The sequence below is a fragment of the Microbacterium fluminis genome (assembly GCF_051549805.1).
In the GTDB taxonomy this organism is placed as follows: domain Bacteria; phylum Actinomycetota; class Actinomycetes; order Actinomycetales; family Microbacteriaceae; genus Microbacterium.
Genome location: NZ_CP196042.1, coordinates 761,719 through 778,537, shown reverse-complemented (window position 1 = coordinate 778,537; position 16,819 = coordinate 761,719). Strand labels below are relative to the sequence as shown.

The 16,819-nt window shown below is 70.3% G+C and carries 15 protein-coding genes; 11 read left to right on the top strand and 4 right to left on the bottom strand.

What is annotated here, in order from left to right; genetic code table 11:
- The first annotated feature begins 118 nt into the window (after window positions 1–118).
- The 3 genes from ACSJDX_RS03710 (at window position 119) to ACSJDX_RS03700 (ending at window position 3,914) form a co-directional block, all read left to right on the top strand.
- Entirely contained in the window at window positions 119–1,111 is a 993-nt protein-coding gene (locus ACSJDX_RS03710; RefSeq protein WP_438354927.1) for a DUF1852 domain-containing protein, read from the top strand.
- Window positions 1,112–1,130: 19 nt separating this feature from the next.
- Window positions 1,131–2,168 carry a methionine synthase gene (locus tag ACSJDX_RS03705; RefSeq protein ID WP_438354237.1) on the top strand — a complete coding sequence of 346 codons (1,038 nt, stop codon included), beginning with the start codon at window positions 1,131–1,133 and terminating at the stop codon, window positions 2,166–2,168.
- A gap of 144 nt (window positions 2,169–2,312) precedes the next feature.
- On the top strand, window positions 2,313–3,914 hold the full coding sequence (locus ACSJDX_RS03700; protein ID WP_438354236.1) for an L-serine ammonia-lyase, iron-sulfur-dependent, subunit alpha: 1,602 nt from the start codon (window positions 2,313–2,315) through the stop codon (window positions 3,912–3,914).
- 181 nt (window positions 3,915–4,095) lie between these two features.
- Here ACSJDX_RS03700 and ACSJDX_RS03695 read toward each other — a convergent pair whose 3' ends face one another.
- Window positions 4,096–5,067 carry a hypothetical protein gene (locus ACSJDX_RS03695; protein WP_438354235.1) on the bottom strand — a complete coding sequence of 324 codons (972 nt, stop codon included), beginning with the start codon at window positions 5,065–5,067 and terminating at the stop codon, window positions 4,096–4,098.
- Window positions 5,068–5,378: 311 nt separating this feature from the next.
- On the opposite strand from ACSJDX_RS03695, the gene ACSJDX_RS03690 reads away from it, so the two are divergent.
- Window positions 5,379–5,672, top strand: a complete 294-nt coding sequence (locus ACSJDX_RS03690; protein WP_438354234.1) for a DUF4287 domain-containing protein — start codon at window positions 5,379–5,381, stop codon at window positions 5,670–5,672.
- 54 nt (window positions 5,673–5,726) lie between these two features.
- Here the strand turns inward: ACSJDX_RS03690 and ACSJDX_RS03685 are convergent, their stop codons facing one another.
- Complete coding sequence (locus ACSJDX_RS03685; RefSeq protein ID WP_438354233.1) at window positions 5,727–6,164, bottom strand: MarR family winged helix-turn-helix transcriptional regulator; 438 nt, start codon at window positions 6,162–6,164, stop codon at window positions 5,727–5,729.
- Window positions 6,165–6,207: 43 nt separating this feature from the next.
- On the opposite strand from ACSJDX_RS03685, the gene ACSJDX_RS03680 reads away from it, so the two are divergent.
- The 7 genes from ACSJDX_RS03680 (at window position 6,208) to ACSJDX_RS03650 (ending at window position 15,381) form a co-directional block, all read left to right on the top strand.
- The gene (locus tag ACSJDX_RS03680; protein WP_438354232.1) at window positions 6,208–8,076 is read left to right on the top strand and encodes a DUF2207 domain-containing protein; all 1,869 of its coding nucleotides are present in this window, start codon (window positions 6,208–6,210) and stop codon (window positions 8,074–8,076) included.
- 20 nt (window positions 8,077–8,096) lie between these two features.
- The gene (locus ACSJDX_RS03675) at window positions 8,097–8,720 is read left to right on the top strand and encodes a DUF1684 domain-containing protein (RefSeq protein ID WP_438354231.1); all 624 of its coding nucleotides are present in this window, start codon (window positions 8,097–8,099) and stop codon (window positions 8,718–8,720) included.
- 467 nt (window positions 8,721–9,187) lie between these two features.
- The gene (locus tag ACSJDX_RS03670) at window positions 9,188–10,456 is read left to right on the top strand and encodes an extracellular solute-binding protein (RefSeq protein ID WP_438354230.1); all 1,269 of its coding nucleotides are present in this window, start codon (window positions 9,188–9,190) and stop codon (window positions 10,454–10,456) included.
- 2 nt (window positions 10,457–10,458) lie between these two features.
- Window positions 10,459–11,412, top strand: a complete 954-nt coding sequence (locus ACSJDX_RS03665; protein ID WP_438354229.1) for a carbohydrate ABC transporter permease — start codon at window positions 10,459–10,461, stop codon at window positions 11,410–11,412.
- Window positions 11,413–11,420: 8 nt separating this feature from the next.
- Window positions 11,421–12,317, top strand: a complete 897-nt coding sequence (locus ACSJDX_RS03660; RefSeq protein WP_438354228.1) for a carbohydrate ABC transporter permease — start codon at window positions 11,421–11,423, stop codon at window positions 12,315–12,317.
- Window positions 12,318–12,346: 29 nt separating this feature from the next.
- On the top strand, window positions 12,347–14,200 hold the full coding sequence (locus ACSJDX_RS03655) for a glycoside hydrolase family 3 protein (RefSeq protein WP_438354227.1): 1,854 nt from the start codon (window positions 12,347–12,349) through the stop codon (window positions 14,198–14,200).
- A gap of 53 nt (window positions 14,201–14,253) precedes the next feature.
- Window positions 14,254–15,381 (top strand): LacI family DNA-binding transcriptional regulator, encoded by a 1,128-nt coding sequence (locus ACSJDX_RS03650; RefSeq protein WP_438354226.1) that lies wholly within the window; start codon window positions 14,254–14,256, stop codon window positions 15,379–15,381.
- Window positions 15,382–15,409: 28 nt separating this feature from the next.
- Here the strand turns inward: ACSJDX_RS03650 and ACSJDX_RS03645 are convergent, their stop codons facing one another.
- A complete protein-coding gene (locus tag ACSJDX_RS03645) occupies window positions 15,410–15,562 on the bottom strand; it encodes a hypothetical protein (RefSeq protein ID WP_438354225.1) in 153 nt (50 codons plus the stop codon).
- Between the two features lie 45 nt (window positions 15,563–15,607).
- Window positions 15,608–16,819, bottom strand: coding sequence for a bifunctional phosphopantothenoylcysteine decarboxylase/phosphopantothenate--cysteine ligase CoaBC (gene coaBC, locus ACSJDX_RS03640; protein ID WP_438354224.1), 1,212 nt, complete (start codon window positions 16,817–16,819; stop codon window positions 15,608–15,610).

The following is a 16,819-nucleotide window of genomic DNA, read 5'->3' as shown; positions in this document are numbered from 1 at the left end:
CGAAGACTATAGGAAGGCATAGTCGAGGTGAGTTTGTCGATGGGCGCACGCCGCCGCAAGATAGATGGACGACTACCGCAAGGCCGAGCCCGGCCGATCAGCTCCCGATTGGCCGCTCATGGCGAACGAGTTCGCATTCCGCATTTCCACCACGCGCTTCGACGAGGACTACTCACCGTCGGACAGTTCGCGCACCACGACGAACTTCGCCAACCTCGCCCGAGGCGAGGAGCGTCAGCAGAATCTCCGCAACGCCCTGACGATGATCGACCGTCGATTCAACGACCTCGCGCGCTGGGACAATCCGAGCGGCGACCGCTACACGCTCGAGCTCGAGATCATCTCGGTCGAGCTGCAGTTCGCCGCGGAAGGCGAAGACCAGGAGTTCCCGCTGCTGGAGGTGCTCGACATCCAGATCGTCGACACCAAGACCGGCGCGCGCCACCACGGGATCGTGGGCAACAACTTCTCGTCGTACGTGCGTGACTACGACTTCAGCGTGCTGCTGCCGGCGACGACCGAGGCCGCGGGCAAGTTCACGCTCCCCGACGACTTCGGCGGACTGCACGGCAAGCTGTTCCAGCACTTCCTGGATTCGGATGCCTACCGCGAGCGGTTCTCGTCGTCACCCGTGATCTGCATCAGCGTCTCGACGAGCAAGACCTACACCCGCACCGAGAATTACCACCCCGTCCTCGGCGTCGAGTACCGGCAGGACGACTACTCGATGACCGACGAGTACTTCGGGAAGATGGGCCTGCAGGTGCGGTACTTCATGCCGCCCGGAGCTGTGGCGCCCCTCGCGTTCTACTTCCGCGGCGATCTGCTCGGCGACTACTCCAACCTGCAGCTCATCGGCACGATCAGCACGATGGAGACCTTCCAGAAGATCTACCGGCCCGAGATCTACAACGCCAACTCGGCGGCGGCGAACATCTACCGCCCGAGCCTCGAGCAGCAGGACTTCTCGCGCACGCAGATCGCCTACGACCGTGTCGAGCGGAACCAGCTCGCGGCCAAGCAGGGCAAGTTCACCGAGGAGCACTTCATGAAGCCGCACCAGGCCGTGCTCGATCAGTGGGCCGCCGCCTACCCGACTCCCGTCCGTTGACCCCAGAGGATTCTCGACCGTGAACACGCTGTTGCCCACCTCCATCGTCGGCAGCCTGCCGAAGCCCTCGTGGCTCGCCGAGCCCGAGACCCTCTGGTCCCCGTGGAAGCTGGAGGGTGACGCGCTGGTCGAGGGCACGCAGGATGCTCTGCGCATCGCGGTGCAGGAGCAGCGCCGGCGTGGCATCGACATCATCAGCGACGGTGAGCAGACCCGCCAGCACTTCGTCACGACGTTCATCGAGCACCTCAGCGGTGTCGACTTCGAGCAGCGCGAGACCGTGCGCATCCGGAACCGCTACGACGCGAGCGTGCCGACCGTCGTCGGTGCCGTGAGCCGCGAGAAGCCCGTGTTCGTCGAGGACGCCAAGTTCCTGCGCGCGCAGACGGACCAGCCGATCAAATGGGCGCTGCCCGGCCCGATGACGATGATCGACACGCTCTACGACCGCCACTACGGAAGCCGCGAGAAGCTGGCGTGGGAGTTCGCGACGATCCTGAACCAGGAGGCGAAGGAGCTCGAGGCGGCGGGCGTCGACATCATCCAGTTCGACGAGCCCTCGTTCAACGTCTTCTTCGACGAGGTGCAGGACTGGGGTGTCGCCGCGCTCGAGCGGGCGGCCGAGGGACTGCGCGCCGAGACCGCCGTGCACATCTGCTACGGCTACGGCATCAAGGCCAACACCGACTGGAAGGCGACGCTCGGAGATGAGTGGCGCCAGTACGAGCAGACCTTCCCGCTGCTGCAGCAGTCGACCATCGACATCGTCTCGCTCGAGTGTCAGCACTCCCACGTGCCCATGGACCTCATCGAGCTCATCCGCGGCAAGAAGGTCATGCTCGGATCCATCGACGTGGCGAGCGACACCGTCGAGACGCCGGAGGAGGTCGCCGACACCCTCCGGAAGGCGCTCGCGTTCGTCGACGCGGACAAGCTCATTCCCAGCACGAACTGCGGCATGGCGCCGCTGTCGCGCGCGGTCTCCCTCGGCAAGATGAGCGCGCTCTCCGCCGGCGCCGACATCGTGCGCGAGGAACTCCTGGCCGCCCAGTCCTGAGCATTGAGCAACGTCCTACTCGGCTGACGCCCTGGCCGAGGCATCCGTCCGCTCTGGCAGGCGGGCCGACGGATGCCTCGGCATCCTGCTCACTCTTCACTCACGGCTCTGCGCAATGTGCGCCCGACGGCCTAGGCTGGCGGGGTGAGCGCTTACGTCTCGGCGTTCGAGCTGTTCTCCATCGGAGTAGGACCCTCGAGCTCCCACACGGTCGGCCCCATGCGTGCTGCCCGCGACTTCGCGATGCGGCTGCGCGAGCAGGGGCTGCTCGACGGCGTCGCCCGCGTGACCTGCACCCTCTACGGCTCGCTCGGGGCGACCGGCATCGGCCACGGCACCCCCGACGCGGTGGTCGCCGGGCTGGCGGGTCTCGAGCCCGAGACGGTGGATCCGGATGCCGTGCGGGCGGCCTGGTCGGACTGGAGCGACGGTGCCGACCTCGCCCTCGACGGATCGCACGCGGTGCCGTTCTCGCGCGGCGACATCGGGTTCGCCCCGCGCACACGGCTGCCCGGGCATCCGAACGCCATGACCCTCGAGGCCTGGGACGACCCGGCCGCGGGGCCGGCGCGGGCGGCGACCACCGGCATCCGCTCCACCGGCGGGGCACCGGAGATCGCCGCGCCGATCAGCGACGCGGGACTGATCGCGCGCGAGACGTACTACTCCGTCGGCGGCGGGTTCATCCGCCGCGACGGCGAGCCGCCGCGCGTGCAGGCGCATGCCTACCCGCTCGACTTCGGCAGTGCCGAGGAGCTGCTCGCGGTGTGCGATGAGCGCGGCATCACGATCGCCGAGGCGGCGCGCATCAACGAGGAGGCGCTGCGCCCCGACGACGAGATCGCCGCCGGCCTCGACACCATCTGGGACGCGATGGCCGGCTCCGTGCGCGACGGACTCGCGACCGGGGGAGTGCTGCCCGGGATGCTGGGGGTCAAGCGCCGCGCGGCGATGATCCGCGAGCAGCTCGAGGAGGCCGAGGCCGATGGGCGTCGCGAGCTGCCGGGGGAGTGGCTCGGCGCGTTCGCGCTCGCCGTGAACGAGGAGAACGCCGCGGGTGGCCGGGTCGTCACGGCGCCCACGAACGGGGCGGCCGGCATCCTCCCCGCCGTCGCGATGTACTGGTGGCGGTTCCTCGCCGACTCGGGACTCGGGGCGGGCAACGCCGTCACGCCGCACGGGGAGCTGGTGGGGAGCGCGCTGCTCGGGTTCCACGCCGCGGGGACGGCCGTGACGGACGATGCGTCGACCGGCGCCGCGACCGGCTTCGACCTCGACGACGCGGCGATCACCGAGGCGAACCGCCGGCGAGGCATCCGTCGGTTCCTGCTCACTGCGACCGCGCTGGGGTCGCTGTTCAAGGCGAACGCCTCGATCTCGGGGGCGGAGGGCGGCTGCCAGGCCGAGGTCGGCTCGGCCTGCGCGATGGCCGCGGGCGGACTCACCGCGGTGATGGGCGGCACCAACCGGCAGATCGAGAACGCCGCCGAGATCGCGATGGAGCACCACCTCGGCCTCACGTGCGACCCCGTCGGCGGGCTCGTGCAGATCCCGTGCATCGAGCGCAACGCGATCGCCGCGTCGACGGCCGTCACCGCCGCACGGCTGGCACTGCGCGGCGACGGTTCGCACTACGTCTCGCTCGACACGGTGGTCGAGACCATGCGCCAGACCGGCATCGACATGTCGACGAAGTACAAGGAGACCAGCGAGGGCGGCCTCGCGGTCAACGTCATCGAGTGCTGACCTGGGCGCGGGGACGACCCTCCGCGTTCAGGTGTCGCAACACGCCGCGTCGGTGCGCGGGATGCCGCGTGTTGCGCCACCTGAACGGCGTGCCCGGGACTCGCCTCGACCTTCGGGGGTCGCAACACGCCGCGTCAAGGTGCGGGATGCCGCGTGTTGCGCCACTCGAAGCGTCGAGCCGCTAGGGCGCCGGCTTCCACCCGCGCCGGATGAGGGCGGCGCGGACGATCCCGACCGCACGGTGCGCCCGGAGGACGTGCGCGGAGGTGAGGCGCACGACTTCCCATCCTTCAGCTGCGTAGGCCGCGTATTTGTCGATATCGCGGTTCCACTGCGTTCGATTCGTCCGGTGGTGGTCGCCTTCGACCTCGACGGCGAGCCGTTGCTCCCAATAGACGAACTCGCTGATGCCGAGGAGCACCCCGTGCGCCGTGCGAATCTCGACGTCCAGCTCCGCGTCGGGGAGGCCGCCCTCCGAGGCATCCAACCGGTACTCGGTCTCCAACGGCGATGACGATCCTTCTCGCACGAGCGTCATCGCCTCGCGCAGCTTCGAGATGCTCCGCCGCCGTCCCGCCTCGACCGCCGCGCGGAGCTCATCGGGGGTCGCCAGACGATCTGCCGGTCGGAGCGCACCGCCGGGCCCTCGAGGGATACGCACGAGCTCGTCACCCAGAGCGACGAGCTCGCGGAGGGACAGCTCGTCGGCGAGCATCGCCCACGTCGAGGCGGGAGACGTCACGCGGATGCCTTTGTGCTCACGGATCTCCGCGAGGTGCGGCGCCACCTTGACCCCGTGCACGCCCGCACCGCGACGGGCGCGATGAGGAGCGAGCACGCCGATGATCAACCTGTCGCCGGGTCCGATGCGGGTCTGCCAATGCACCGCTGCCGAGCGACCGGCGAGGAAGGTGTCCGCGCCCATGCACTCGGAATAGGCCCGGATCCGACGGCGCTCCGCCTCTCGTGCGATCTCGTCGATCGAAAGGTCCGGATCGACCGGCGAATCGTCGGCCACCCACCGGATTCCGTGGAACGGTCGCTCGAGATCGCGCCCCTGCAGCCGCCCGGATGTCACGCCCGCGCGGCGCGCGTCCGCCACCCGGAACACCTCACCCAGCGGGGGTGGCAGAGGGCGGGCTTGGTTCGTCATCGAGTCAGGATGCGCGGCCACGAGGCATCCGCTCGCTTGAAAGCCGACATCCGTGGATGCTCAACCTTCAGCCGCACGCTGTGGAGGAGCGGTCGAGACCGCGCGAAGGGTGTCGCAACACGCGGTGCCAGTGCGATGGATGCCGCGTGTTGCGACACCCGAACAGATCGGGCGCGATCCTCATCCTGATTCGCGGGTCGCAACACGCCGCATCGCGTCAGGAGCTACCGCGTGTTGCGACACCCGAAGCGGATGAGCGGATGCCGCGAACGCCGCGGCGCGCACCGCACCCGGGGATCTAGGGTGAGGGCATGAGCTTCCAGGCATACCTCGACAACATCGAGGACAAGACCGGCCTCACGCCGCGGCAGTTCGTCGCGCTCGCGACCGAGAAGGGCTTCGGCCCGGGCACGAAGGCCGGCGAGATCGTGGCGTGGCTGGCGGAGGACTACGCGCTGGGCCGCGGCCACGCCATGGCGCTCGTGCACGTCATCACGAAGGGCGACAGGATCGCCGCGAAGCACGTCGACTCGGGCACGGCGCACAGCGATCCGTCCGACACGCTGTGGCTCGACGGCAAGGCCTCCAACCCGGCGAACGGCTGACCCGGCGAACGGCTGACCCCGCCAGCGGCTGACCCGGCGAACGGCTGAGCGGCCTCAGCGGTCGAGGGTGCCGCGCAGCTTCGTCGTGAGGTCGCGCAGCTGGGCGAGCTCGGCATCCGTCAGCGTCGACATCCGCTCGGCGATGGATCGGCCGTGCGCGGTCGCGATGCGGCGGAACGCGGCGGCGCCCTCCTCGGTCGCCCGCACGAGGGAGCCGCGACCGTCGTCGGGATCGGCGCACTTCGAGATCAGTCCGCGCACCGTCATGCGATCGACCAGGCGCGACACGCTCGGCTGACTGATCAGCATGTTCGCCGTGACATCGCGCAGCCGCGCCGTCATGTCGGGCGCGCGCGTGACGGTCAGCAGCACGTCGTACTCGCCCTGCGCCAGACCAGTCCCCTCGAAGTCGAGGCTGATCTCCTCGAACACCTCGTGCTGCGCACGGAAGAGGCTCTCCCATGCCTCCACGGCGAGGCGTCGATCTGTCATGCGACCAGAATAGGCCCGAGAAAGCGCCCCGTAGGCTGGCATCATGCCCCGGATGCCTCGCTCCGCCGCCTTCGCACTGGCCACGCTGGTCGCATCGCTCGGCCTCCTCGCCGCCGTCCCGGCCGCCGCCCCGACCACCGTCGCGCCCGCGTCCGTGACGACGGACACGGCGCCGGCCGCGGCATCCGGAACAGTGCCCGCCGCGGCATCCGGGATCGTCGCCGCCAGGGTCGACGACTTCTCGTTCGACAGTCTCGACGTGGACTACACGATCGGCCGCGCCGACGACGGCACGAGCACCCTGCGCGTCGTCGAGACGTTCGTCGCCGTCTTCCCGGACAGCGACCAGAACCACGGCATGCGCCGGGCGATCCCCGACACCTACAACGGGCAGCCGAACTTCCCCGAGCTCGTCTCGATCACCGACGAGAACGGCGCCCCGCGCCCGTCCGAGACCGACTCCGGCAGCGGCGAGTACCAGATGACCTCGCGCTCCGACGGCTTCCTGCACGGCCGTCAGACCTTCGTCTTCACCTACGACCTGCACAACGTCACGTGGGACTTCGACAACACCGATGCCACCGAGTTCTACTGGAACGTCAACGGCCTCGACTGGCCGCAGACTTTCGGCCGCGTCACGGCGCGCCTGCACGTCCCCGCCGACCTCGCGTCGCAGCTCACGGGCGCGAGCGCGTGCTACGTCGGAGAGCAGGGTTCACGAGCCACGTGCCCGATCCTGTCCACGCGGATCGGCGCCGACACCGTGGTCGAGGCATCCGCCGCCGAACTCGGGCCGCACCAGACGGTGACGATGGCCGTCGCGTTCACCCGCGGCACGTTCGCGCTCTTCGACTCGTCGTACTTCGCGTCGCCCTTCGGCTGGGTGCAGGGCGTCGCGGGCATCGGGATGCTGGGGGCCCTGGTCGCCGCGATCCTCGTGCGCGTGCGCCGCCTGTCCGACGAGCCCGGCCGGCCGACGATCATCGCCGAGTACACCCCGCCGCCCGGCGTCGACGCGCTCGAGAGCGCCGTGCTGCTGGGCAAGTCGGCCAAGGCGATCCCCGCCGAGGTGCTCGAGCAGGCGGTGGTCGGCAGCATCCGCATCGTCGAGACCACCACCGGCAGGCGCGGCAAGGCGACCCTGTCGGCCGAGCTGCTCGATCCGTCGCGCGCCGACGCGGACGGACGGATGCTGCTCGACGGCCTGTTCCCCCAGCTCACCCCGGGCGAGACCTACGAGTTCGGCCGCACCGATTCGCGGTTCTCGAGTGCGGCGCAGAAGATCCTCAAGGCGGCCGCTGCCGAGCTGGTCGCCCGCGGACTGCGCCGCAGCGTCGGCGCGCCGCCGCGCGCGTGGCCCATCGTGGCGGTGCTCGTCGCGACCGCGGCGGTCTTCGTGTTCGGGATGCTGGCGATCGCCGCGGGGGTCTCGCCCGTCGTGCCGATCGTGCTCATCGGTCTGTCGGTGCCGACGCTGTTCGTCGTCGCGGCGCTCGTCTCGCGCCGCCCGCTCACCGCGAAGGGCGCCGAGACCCGCGACCACCTCCTGGGCCTGAAGACCTTCATCGAGTGGGCCGAGGCCGACCGCATCCGGATGCTGCAGTCGCCCGCCGGCGCCGAGCGCACCCCCATCGACACCACCGACCGGCGCCAGGTGCTGCGGCTCTACGAGTCGCTGCTGCCGTACGCGGTCGTGTTCGGCCAGGAGAAGGAGTGGTCGCAGCACCTCGTCGCGCTGTACGGCGACCAGTCGCCGTACTGGTACTCGGGCACGAGCGCGTTCAGCGCGGCATCGTTCGCCTCGTCGATCGGGTCGCTGTCGGCGAGCACCTCGTCGGCGACGTCGGGCGGATCGGGCGGTGGCGGGTCGGCCGGCGGCGGCGGAGGCGGCGGAGGCGGCGGCGGGGTCTGACGCGGGCGTAGCGTGGGGGCATGGCCTCCACCCCCGCCCGCACCGCCCTCGAGATCGCCGACTGGCGCCGCCGCGTGTTCGCGCTGTACGACGCCGTGCGCCGCGCCGACACCCCCGAGGAGGGGCACGAGCTCTGGCGCATCGAACGCGACGACCTGATGGCGCGGCATCCCGCCACCCCTCTCCTCCCGGAGGTGCGCGACGGGTTCGCCGGTCTGTCGGTCGCGCCCTACGACCCCGAGTGGCGGTTCGAGCTGCCGATCGTCGAGGCCGAGCCGGCGCGGTTCGAGTTCGCCACGGGAACCGACGGGGTGGTGCCGTTCGAGCGGCTCGGGATCGTCGAGATCCCCGGCGCGGGCTCGCTCGACGTGTGGCGCCTGACGACGTACGGCAACGGCATCTTCGTACCGCTGCGCGACGCGCTCGCCGGCAAGCCCGGCGGCACGTACGGCGGGGGTCGGTACCTGATCGACACGATCAAGGGGGCCGACCTGGGGGCGGATGCCGCAGCATCCCGCATCGTCGTGGACTTCAACTTCGCCTACAACCCTTCGTGCGCGTACGACCCGGCGTGGGCGTGCCCGCTGGCGCAGCCCGGCAACGTCCTCGGGGTCGAGGTGCCGGTGGGGGAGCTCTACGGCTGACCTGATTCGCGTCGACGCCTCACGCGCGTGCGCATGATTCAGGCTGCCCGCGGGGCATCGCGGCGCGCGGCCGCGGAAACCCGGCCCTCAGCGCACCGAGCCCCGGCAGGGAGCCCGAATTATGCGCACGGGCACGCGGCTCGGGACAGCAAGAAGGGCCGGTCGGAGAGGCATCCGACCGGCCCTTGTCCCTTTTTGCACCAAGAGGTCCTGCAATCACATGACGGGAGCTGCCACAGCAAAACAACTTCCGCTCCTGAACTGTATAACGACGAGGTAACGGAAGGGAAGCCCTTCCCGTTACCTTTTCGTGATTCTTAGGCCGCGCATAGCGAGCGGTCAGGTCGAGGGCACAGGCGCGCGGGTTGCCATCCGCTCGAGGGCGTGCAAAAATCGTGCTCATCGCGCTACTTAAGCGCATAAGAAGCACCTGTCCCCGAAGACGGGGACCGTTCGAGGAGGAACACGTGAAGAAGACAGCACAGCTCGGCGCCATCGCCGGTGTCGTCGCCCTCGCCCTCGCGCTGACCGGATGCGGCCGCTCGGCCGACTCGGCGCCGAGTGCCGGAGGCGACAGCACCACCATCGGCAGCGAACCGGCCACCGGCACGCTGACGATGTGGGCCATGGGTGCCGAGGGCGAGAAGCTCCCGGAGTTCGTGAAGACGTTCGAGCAGGCCAACCCCGGCGTGAAGGTCGAGGTGACCGCGATCCCGTGGGATGCCGCGTACAACAAGTTCCAGACCGCGATCGCCGCCGGCAACACCCCCGACCTGGCCATGGTCGGCTCGACGTGGATGGCCGACTTCACCGATGCGTTCAGCTCGGTTCCCACCGATCTCGCGACCGATGACTTCTTCACCGGCTCGATGACCACGAACAAGGTCGCCGACCGCACCGTGGGAGTGCCGTGGTACGTCGACACCCGCGTGCTCTACTACCGCACCGACCTCGCCAAGCAGGCCGGGTGGGACAAGGCGCCGACCACGTGGGAGGAGCTGAAGCAGCTCGCCTCCGACTACAAGACGAAGGCCGGCGCGACCTTCGGCATGCGGCTGCCCGCCGGCAACGACGCGTTCCAGGGCACGCTCTGGATGCCCTGGTCGAATGGCGGCGAGATCACCGACGGCTCGAAGTGGACGCTCGACACGCCCCAGATGGTGGAGGCCTACGACTACTACCAGAGCTTCTACACCGACGGGCTGGCCGACCCCAACGCCGACATCGCCTCGGGGGCGCAGGAGGCCGGATTCGTCGACGGCAGCACTCCGATGCTCATCGACGGGCCGTTCATGCGCGGCTCGCTCGCCACGATCGGCGGCGCCGACTTCAGCTCCAAGTACGCGACCGCGGTCGTCCCCGCCAAGGACTCGTCGGTCTCGTTCAGCGGCGGCGCGAACCTCGTCGTGTTCAACAAGGGCGAGAACCAGCGCTCGGCGTGGAAGCTCGCCCAGTGGCTGACCCAGCCCGAGACGCAGGTCTCGTGGTACCAGGCCTCGGGAGACCTCCCGTCGACGCAGACCGCCTGGAAGGACTCGACCCTCACCGGTGACGCCAACCTCGCCACCTTCGGCACGCAGCTCGAGACCGCCCGTCCGACTCCCGTCACGACGACCTGGGTGCAGGTGGGTGCGGCCGCCGACCAGGCGCTCGAGCTGATCCGTCGCGGGCAGAGCACGCCGAAGGACGCCCTGGCAGACCTGCAGTCCAAGGCCGACGCCATCGGGATGGGATGACGATGACCGCCTCCGCTCTGAGCGGAGCCGGGACGCTCGCGCGTCCCGGCTCCGCCGGTCCGGCGCCGCGGCGCCGAGCGACGCGGCGGCAGCGGCAGGGCCTGGTCGCGTGGGCGTTCAGCCTGCCGTTCGTGATCGTGTTCGCGCTCTTCATGATCGTGCCGCTCGTCGGATCGTTCGCGATGTCGTTCACCGACTTCACCGCGCGCGACATCCAGACGCCGTTCGCGGTCAACTTCGCCGGACTCGACCAGTACGTCGCACTGTTCGGGGACCCGCGCTTCGTGAAGTCGCTCGGGGTGACCGGACTGTTCGTCATCATCGGCATCCCCGTCACGATGGCCGTCGCCCTCGCGCTCGCACTCGCCCTGAACATGAGCAAGGGACGGTTCGTGTCGTTCCTGCGCGTCGGGTTCTACGCGCCCGTCGTGACGAGCATCGTCGCGGTCGCGGTGGTGTGGCGCTACATCCTGCAGCCGGACGGACTGCTCAACGCGGCGCTCGCGACCATCGGGATCCAAGGCCCCAACTGGCTGAACGACACCTCGTGGGCGCTGCCGTCACTCATCATGATGGCCGTCTGGCGCAACGTCGGCACCCTCATGGTGATCTTCCTCGCCGGCCTCCAGGCCGTGCCCGAAGACGTCAAGGAGGCCGCGTTGATGGACGGTGCCGGTGCGTTCCGGCGCCTGTGGTCGGTGACGCTGCCGCTGCTGCGCCCGACACTGCTGCTCGGCGCGATCCTGATCTCGGTCGGCTACCTCCAGTTCTTCGAGGAGGCGTTCGTCATGACCAAGGGCGGTCCGCTGGACTCCACCCTGTCGGTCGCCTTCTACACCTATCAGCAGTTCGGTTTCGGCGAGTACGGCCTCGCGTCGGCCGCCAGCTACGTCCTGTTCCTCGCGATCGCGCTGATCAGCCTGGTGCAGTTCCGGCTGCTGCGGTCCCGGCATTGAGGAGCGACATGTCCACCACCACCACACCCCCCACCGTCGCCGCGCCGGCGGGCACCCGCGCGCCCGCGGCATCCCGTCGCCGGCGTCGCCGGCTCTCGGGACGCGCCGTCTCGTACGTCGTACTCACCATCGGCCTGCTGGTCTGGCTGGTCCCGTTCGCCTGGATGGCGCTCGGATCGTTCAAGACGCAGGGCGAGATCGTGCAGAAGCCGCCCACCTGGCTGCCGCAGGACCCGACGACGCAGAACTTCGAGCAGTGGTTCGGCCCGCTGAACTTCGGCAACTTCTTCGTCAACAGCCTGATCGTCGCGGTCGTCACCGTGCTCGGCAACCTGATCTTCTGCTCGATGGTCGGCTACGCGCTCGCCAAGATGGACTTCCCCGGCAAGAAGATCCTGTTCGCCGTCGTGATGATCACGCTCATGGTGCCGGGCGTCGTCACCTTCGTGCCCCTGTTCGTGATGGTCTCCAAGCTCGGCCTGGTCAACAGCTACGCCGCCCTGATCCTGCCGTTCCTCACCGCCCCGATCGGGGTGTTCCTGATGCGGCAGTTCATGCTCGGCATCCCCGAGCCGCTCATCGAGGCGGCGCGCATCGACGGGGCGGGCGAGTTCCGCATCTTCGCGCGCATCGTGATGCCGCTGTGCGGTCCGCCGCTGGCGACGCTGGCGATCCTCACGTTCCTCAGCTCGTGGAACAACTTCCTCTGGCCGCTCGTCGCCGCCCAGAGCGAGTCGATGTACACCCTGCCGGTGGCCCTGTCGCTGTACTCGACCGGGCAGAACGCCACGAACTACGGCCTGCTGCTCGCCGGCTCGGTGCTGGTGATCGCGCCGATCCTGCTGCTGTTCGTCTTCCTGCAGCGCTACTTCATCCAGGGCATCGCCACCGCCGGGCTCAAGTGATCTCCCGACCTCTCCCGAAAGCGAACCGCATGACGCCGACCACCTCCACCGCCCCCGACGGCACGGTCTACCGCGACCTCAACGGCAACGGCGTGCTCGACCCGTTCGAGGACCCGCGCCTGACGCCCGAGGAGCGCACGGACGACCTCCTCGGCCGGCTCAGCCTCGAGGAGAAGGTCGGGCTGATGTTCCAGACGGTGATCGAGGTGGGCGACGAGGGCGTGCTGCTGGAGGCCCCGGGGAACATCTCGAAGTCGGCCACGACCGACGTGGTGGTGGGCAAGCGGATGTCGCACTTCAACGTGCATCGCATCGCCACCGCCCGGCAGGCGGCGCGGTGGAACAACAATCTCCAGCGCCTGGCCGAGACGACGCCGCACGGCATCCCGGTCACCATCAGCACCGACCCGCGCCACGCGTTCGTCGACAACTCCGGCGTCGCGTTCTCGGCGGGGCCGTTCTCGCAGTGGCCCGAGCCGATGGGGCTGGCCGCGCTCGACGACCTCGAGGCGATCCGCGCGTTCGCCGACATCGCGCGGCAGGAGTACGTCGCGGTCGGCATCCGCGCGGCCCTCCATCCGCAGATCGACCTCGCGACCGAGCCCCGGTGGGGGCGGCAGGCGCAGTCGCTCGGCCATGACGCGGAGCGCGTCGCGGAGTACACCGCGGCGTACCTCGCGGGGTTCCAAGGCGACGAACTCGGGCCGGCGAGCGTCGCGTGCACCACGAAGCACTTCCCCGGCGGCGGTCCGCAGAAGGACGGCGAGGACGCCCACTTCCCCTACGGTCGCGAGCAGGTGTACCCGGCGGGCATGTTCGACTACCACCTCATCCCGTTCCGCGAGGCGATCCGCCGCGGCACGGCCGGGATCATGCCCTACTACGGCATGCCGGTCGGTCTCGTCCGGGGCGGCCAGCCCGTCGAGGAGGTCGGCTTCGGCTTCAACCGCGCGATCATTACGGGGCTGCTGCGGGACGAGCTCGGCTACGACGGCGTCGTGGTCACCGACTGGGAGCTCATCAACGACAATCACGTCGGCGATCAGGTGCTGCCCGCGCGCGCCTGGGGCGTGGAGGGGCTGACGCCCCCCGAGCGGATGCTGAAGGTGTTGGATGCCGGAGCCGACCAGTTCGGCGGGGAGGAGTGCGTCGACCTGCTCCTCGACCTGGTCGCCCAGGGCCGCGTGAGCGAGGCGCGCGTCGACGTGTCCGCACGCCGGCTCCTCCTCGTGAAGTTCCGTCTCGGGCTCTTCGACGACCCGTACGTCGACGAGGACGCCGCCGAGCAGATCGTCGGCCGCGCCGACTTCCGTGCCGCGGGCGAACGCGCGCAGGCGGCATCCGTCACCCTGCTCGAGAACAAGACGGTCGACGGGATGCCGCTGCTGCCCCTGTTCGCGGGCGACTCGCGATCGTCGGTGTACAGCGAGAACGTCGCACGCGATGTGCTCGCCGAGCGCGCGCGGCCGGTGGACGATCCGGCGGCCGCCGACCTCGCGATCGTGCGGCTCGACGCGCCGTTCGAGCCGCGCGACGACCTGTTCCTGGAGGCGTGGTTCCACCAGGGCTCGCTGGAGTTCCCGCCGGGTCTCGTGCACCGGCTGCGCCGCATCGCCGAGCAGTGCCCGCTCGTGGTCGTGGTGACCCTCGACCGGCCGGCGATCCTCACCCCGCTCGAGCCCTTCGTCTCGGCGCTCGCCGTCGACTACGGCAGCTCGGACAGGGCCGTGCTCGACGCCCTCTCGGGAGTCGTCGCCCCGCAGGGACGGCTGCCCGTGGAGATCCCCCGATCGATGGACGCCGTGCGGTCATCGCGCGAGGACGCGCCGTCCGACACGATCGACCCGGTGTACCCGCTCCACGCCGGGATCGGCCTGGACTAGGCTCGGCGGGGTTCGCGGTGGCGCGGCAGGCACGACGGGAGGGGTCCGAGCGGATGGAGCCTCGACGTCCGACCGTCTACGACGTGGCCGCCCGCGCCGAGGTGTCGATCGCCACGGTGTCGTTCGCCTTCTCCCGCCCCGATCAGATCAGCGCGACGACGCGTGACCGCGTGCTGACGGTGGCCCGCGAGCTCGGCTACATGCCGAGCGCCTCCGCGCGCAGCCTGGCCCGCGGGCGCACCGGCGCGCTCGGTCTGCACTCGTTCGACCTGCTCATCGATCGCCCGCAGGGGCGGGAGCCGGAGAGCCGCATCAGCGCGCCCCCGGGTGCGCCGCCGCCGCCGGGCGAATCGTTCGTGCCGTGGGACGACACCGACGACGACTTCCTCGTCGACCCGCGCGCGTTTCCGCTGTACGTCGACGAGGTGCAGCGCGGGTTCGAGCTCGAGGCCCGCGCCCACGGGCGGCCCGTGATGATCTCCAGCGGCAGTGACACCACCACGTCGGTCGCCGAGTCGGCCGGTCGCGTCGACGGACTCGCGATCTTCCCGGGGCCGTCGGCCGCGGAATCCCTCGCCCAGGTCTCCCTGAAGATGCCGATCGTGCTCTTCAGCACGCCGCCGGGCACCGACGGGCACCACCGCGTGCTCGCCGACAACGCCGGGGGCATGCGGGAGCTGGTCCTGCACCTCGTCCGCGATCACGGGATCGCCGTCCTCGCCTTCATCGGGGCCCTCCGCGTGGCCGACTACCGCGAGCGCTTCGAGGTGTTCCGGGCGACGCTGGCCGAGGTCGGCATCCCGACCCCCGACGCTCCCCTCGACGACAGTCTGCTCGGCGAGGATCGCGGCTACACGCCGGTGCTCGCGGCGCTGCGGCAGGGGACCCTGCCGCGGGCGCTGGTGTGCGCGAGCGATCAGCTCGCGCTGCCGCTGCTCGATCTGCTCGCCGCCGAGGGGGTGCGGGTGCCGGACGACATCGTGGTGACCGGGTTCGACGGCATCCTCGCGGCGCGGCTGTCGACCCCGTCGCTGACGACCGTGCGCCAGCCCTTCGAGGCGATGGGGCGCACGGCGGCGCGGCTGCTGATGGACAGCGGGCGGTCGCTGGCCGAGCCCGCGGCGGTCGCGCGTCTCGGCACGAAGCTGGTGCGGCGACGCAGCTGCGGCTGCGCGGGCTAGAGCGACGCCGATCGGCGCCGGGCGCGGGCTACGCGCGGTTCTTGCGGAAGATCAGCGCCAGGGCGAGCATGATGGCGCCCAGGCCGACGAGGAACACCAGCGCCTGCAGCGACGTGAGGGTGAACGCGAGGCCCAGCAGGTACATGCCGCCGAGGAAGAGCACGAGGTAGACGATGAACATAACTGGGTGACCTCCGGTAGTCCGCCCCTCGATCGTAGCGAACGCTCAGCCGCGGGCCGTGCGCACGGCATCCCACACGGCGTCGGCGACCTCGCGTTTGGTGCCGTCCGTCTCCGCCACGACCTCGTCATGGGCGTCGATCACGAGCACCGCGTTCGCGGACGACTCGAAGCCGCGATCCCAGCCGACGGCGTTCGCGACGAGCAGATCGACGCCTTTGCGGCGGCGCTTGCGGATGCCGCGGTCGCGCAGCTCCGAGGCATCCGTCGCCGTCTCCGCGGCGAACCCGACGATCGTCTGACCGTCCGCGCGCTCGCGCACGAGGCGGGCGAGGATGTCCTCGGTCTCGACGAGCTCGATCGTGATCGCGGTGCCGCCGGCGTCCTCCTTGCGGCGCTTGTGCTCGGCGACGTCGGCGGCGCGGTAGTCGGCCACCGCCGCGGCCATGATGACGACGTCGGCTCCCACGGCGGCGGCGCGCACCGCGTCGCCGAGTTCTGCGGCCGTTCCGGCGCGACGCACCTCGACTCCCGGATGAGCGGATGCCTCGGCCATCACCCCGTCGTCGGTGTGCGCGGCGACCAGCACCACCTCGGCGCCCCGGTCGGCGGCGGCCACGGCGACGGCTACGCCCTGGCGACCGCTCGAGCGGTTGCCGAGGTAGCGCACGGGGTCGAGCGGCTCGCGGGTGCCGCCCGCCGAAACGACGACTCGGAGACCGGCGAGGTCGCGGGGCCGGGTCAGGGCGAGAGCGGCGGCGGCGATGACCTCGGGCTCCGACATCCGTCCCGGTCCGCTGTCGCCGCCGGTGAGCGGGCCGTCGTCGGGGCCCACCACGTGCACGCCGCGCTCCCGGAGCGTTCGGATGTTCGCGACGGTGGATGGATGCCGCCACATCTCGGTGTGCATCGCGGGGGCGACGACGACCGGTGCCGTGGTGGCAAGTAGGGTGGTGCCGAGAAGGTCGCCGGCGAGACCCGCGGCCATCTCGGCCAGCGAGTTCGCGGTCGCGGGAGCGACGATCACCAGATCGGCGGCCTGCCCCAGGGCGACATGGCGCACGGTCGCGACATCGTCGTGCACCGACGTCGTCACCGGGTGCCGGCTGATCGCCTCCCACGTCGTGAGCCCGACGAAGCGCAGGGCGTCGTCGGTGGGGATGACGTGCACCTCGTGCCCGTCCTTCACCAGCAGGCGCACCAGCTGCACGGTCTTGTACGCGGCGATGCCGCCGGTCACACCCACGACGATGTACAC

Excerpts from the sequence above, each read along its gene's own strand:
- ACSJDX_RS03710 (WP_438354927.1), top strand. The coding sequence starts at position 119 with ATGGCGAACGAGTTCGCATTCCGCATTTCCACCACGCGCTTCGACGAG.
- ACSJDX_RS03695 (WP_438354235.1), bottom strand. The coding sequence starts at position 5,067 with ATGACGAACCAAGCCCGCCCTCTGCCACCCCCGCTGGGTGAGGTGTTC.
- ACSJDX_RS03690 (WP_438354234.1), top strand. The coding sequence starts at position 5,379 with ATGAGCTTCCAGGCATACCTCGACAACATCGAGGACAAGACCGGCCTC.
- ACSJDX_RS03685 (WP_438354233.1), bottom strand. The coding sequence starts at position 6,164 with ATGACAGATCGACGCCTCGCCGTGGAGGCATGGGAGAGCCTCTTCCGT.
- ACSJDX_RS03680 (WP_438354232.1), top strand. The coding sequence starts at position 6,208 with ATGCCCCGGATGCCTCGCTCCGCCGCCTTCGCACTGGCCACGCTGGTC.
- ACSJDX_RS03675 (WP_438354231.1), top strand. The coding sequence starts at position 8,097 with ATGGCCTCCACCCCCGCCCGCACCGCCCTCGAGATCGCCGACTGGCGC.
- ACSJDX_RS03665 (WP_438354229.1), top strand. The coding sequence starts at position 10,459 with ATGACCGCCTCCGCTCTGAGCGGAGCCGGGACGCTCGCGCGTCCCGGC.
- ACSJDX_RS03660 (WP_438354228.1), top strand. The coding sequence starts at position 11,421 with ATGTCCACCACCACCACACCCCCCACCGTCGCCGCGCCGGCGGGCACC.
- ACSJDX_RS03655 (WP_438354227.1), top strand. The coding sequence starts at position 12,347 with ATGACGCCGACCACCTCCACCGCCCCCGACGGCACGGTCTACCGCGAC.
- ACSJDX_RS03650 (WP_438354226.1), top strand. The coding sequence starts at position 14,254 with ATGGAGCCTCGACGTCCGACCGTCTACGACGTGGCCGCCCGCGCCGAG.
- ACSJDX_RS03645 (WP_438354225.1), bottom strand. The coding sequence starts at position 15,562 with ATGTTCATCGTCTACCTCGTGCTCTTCCTCGGCGGCATGTACCTGCTG.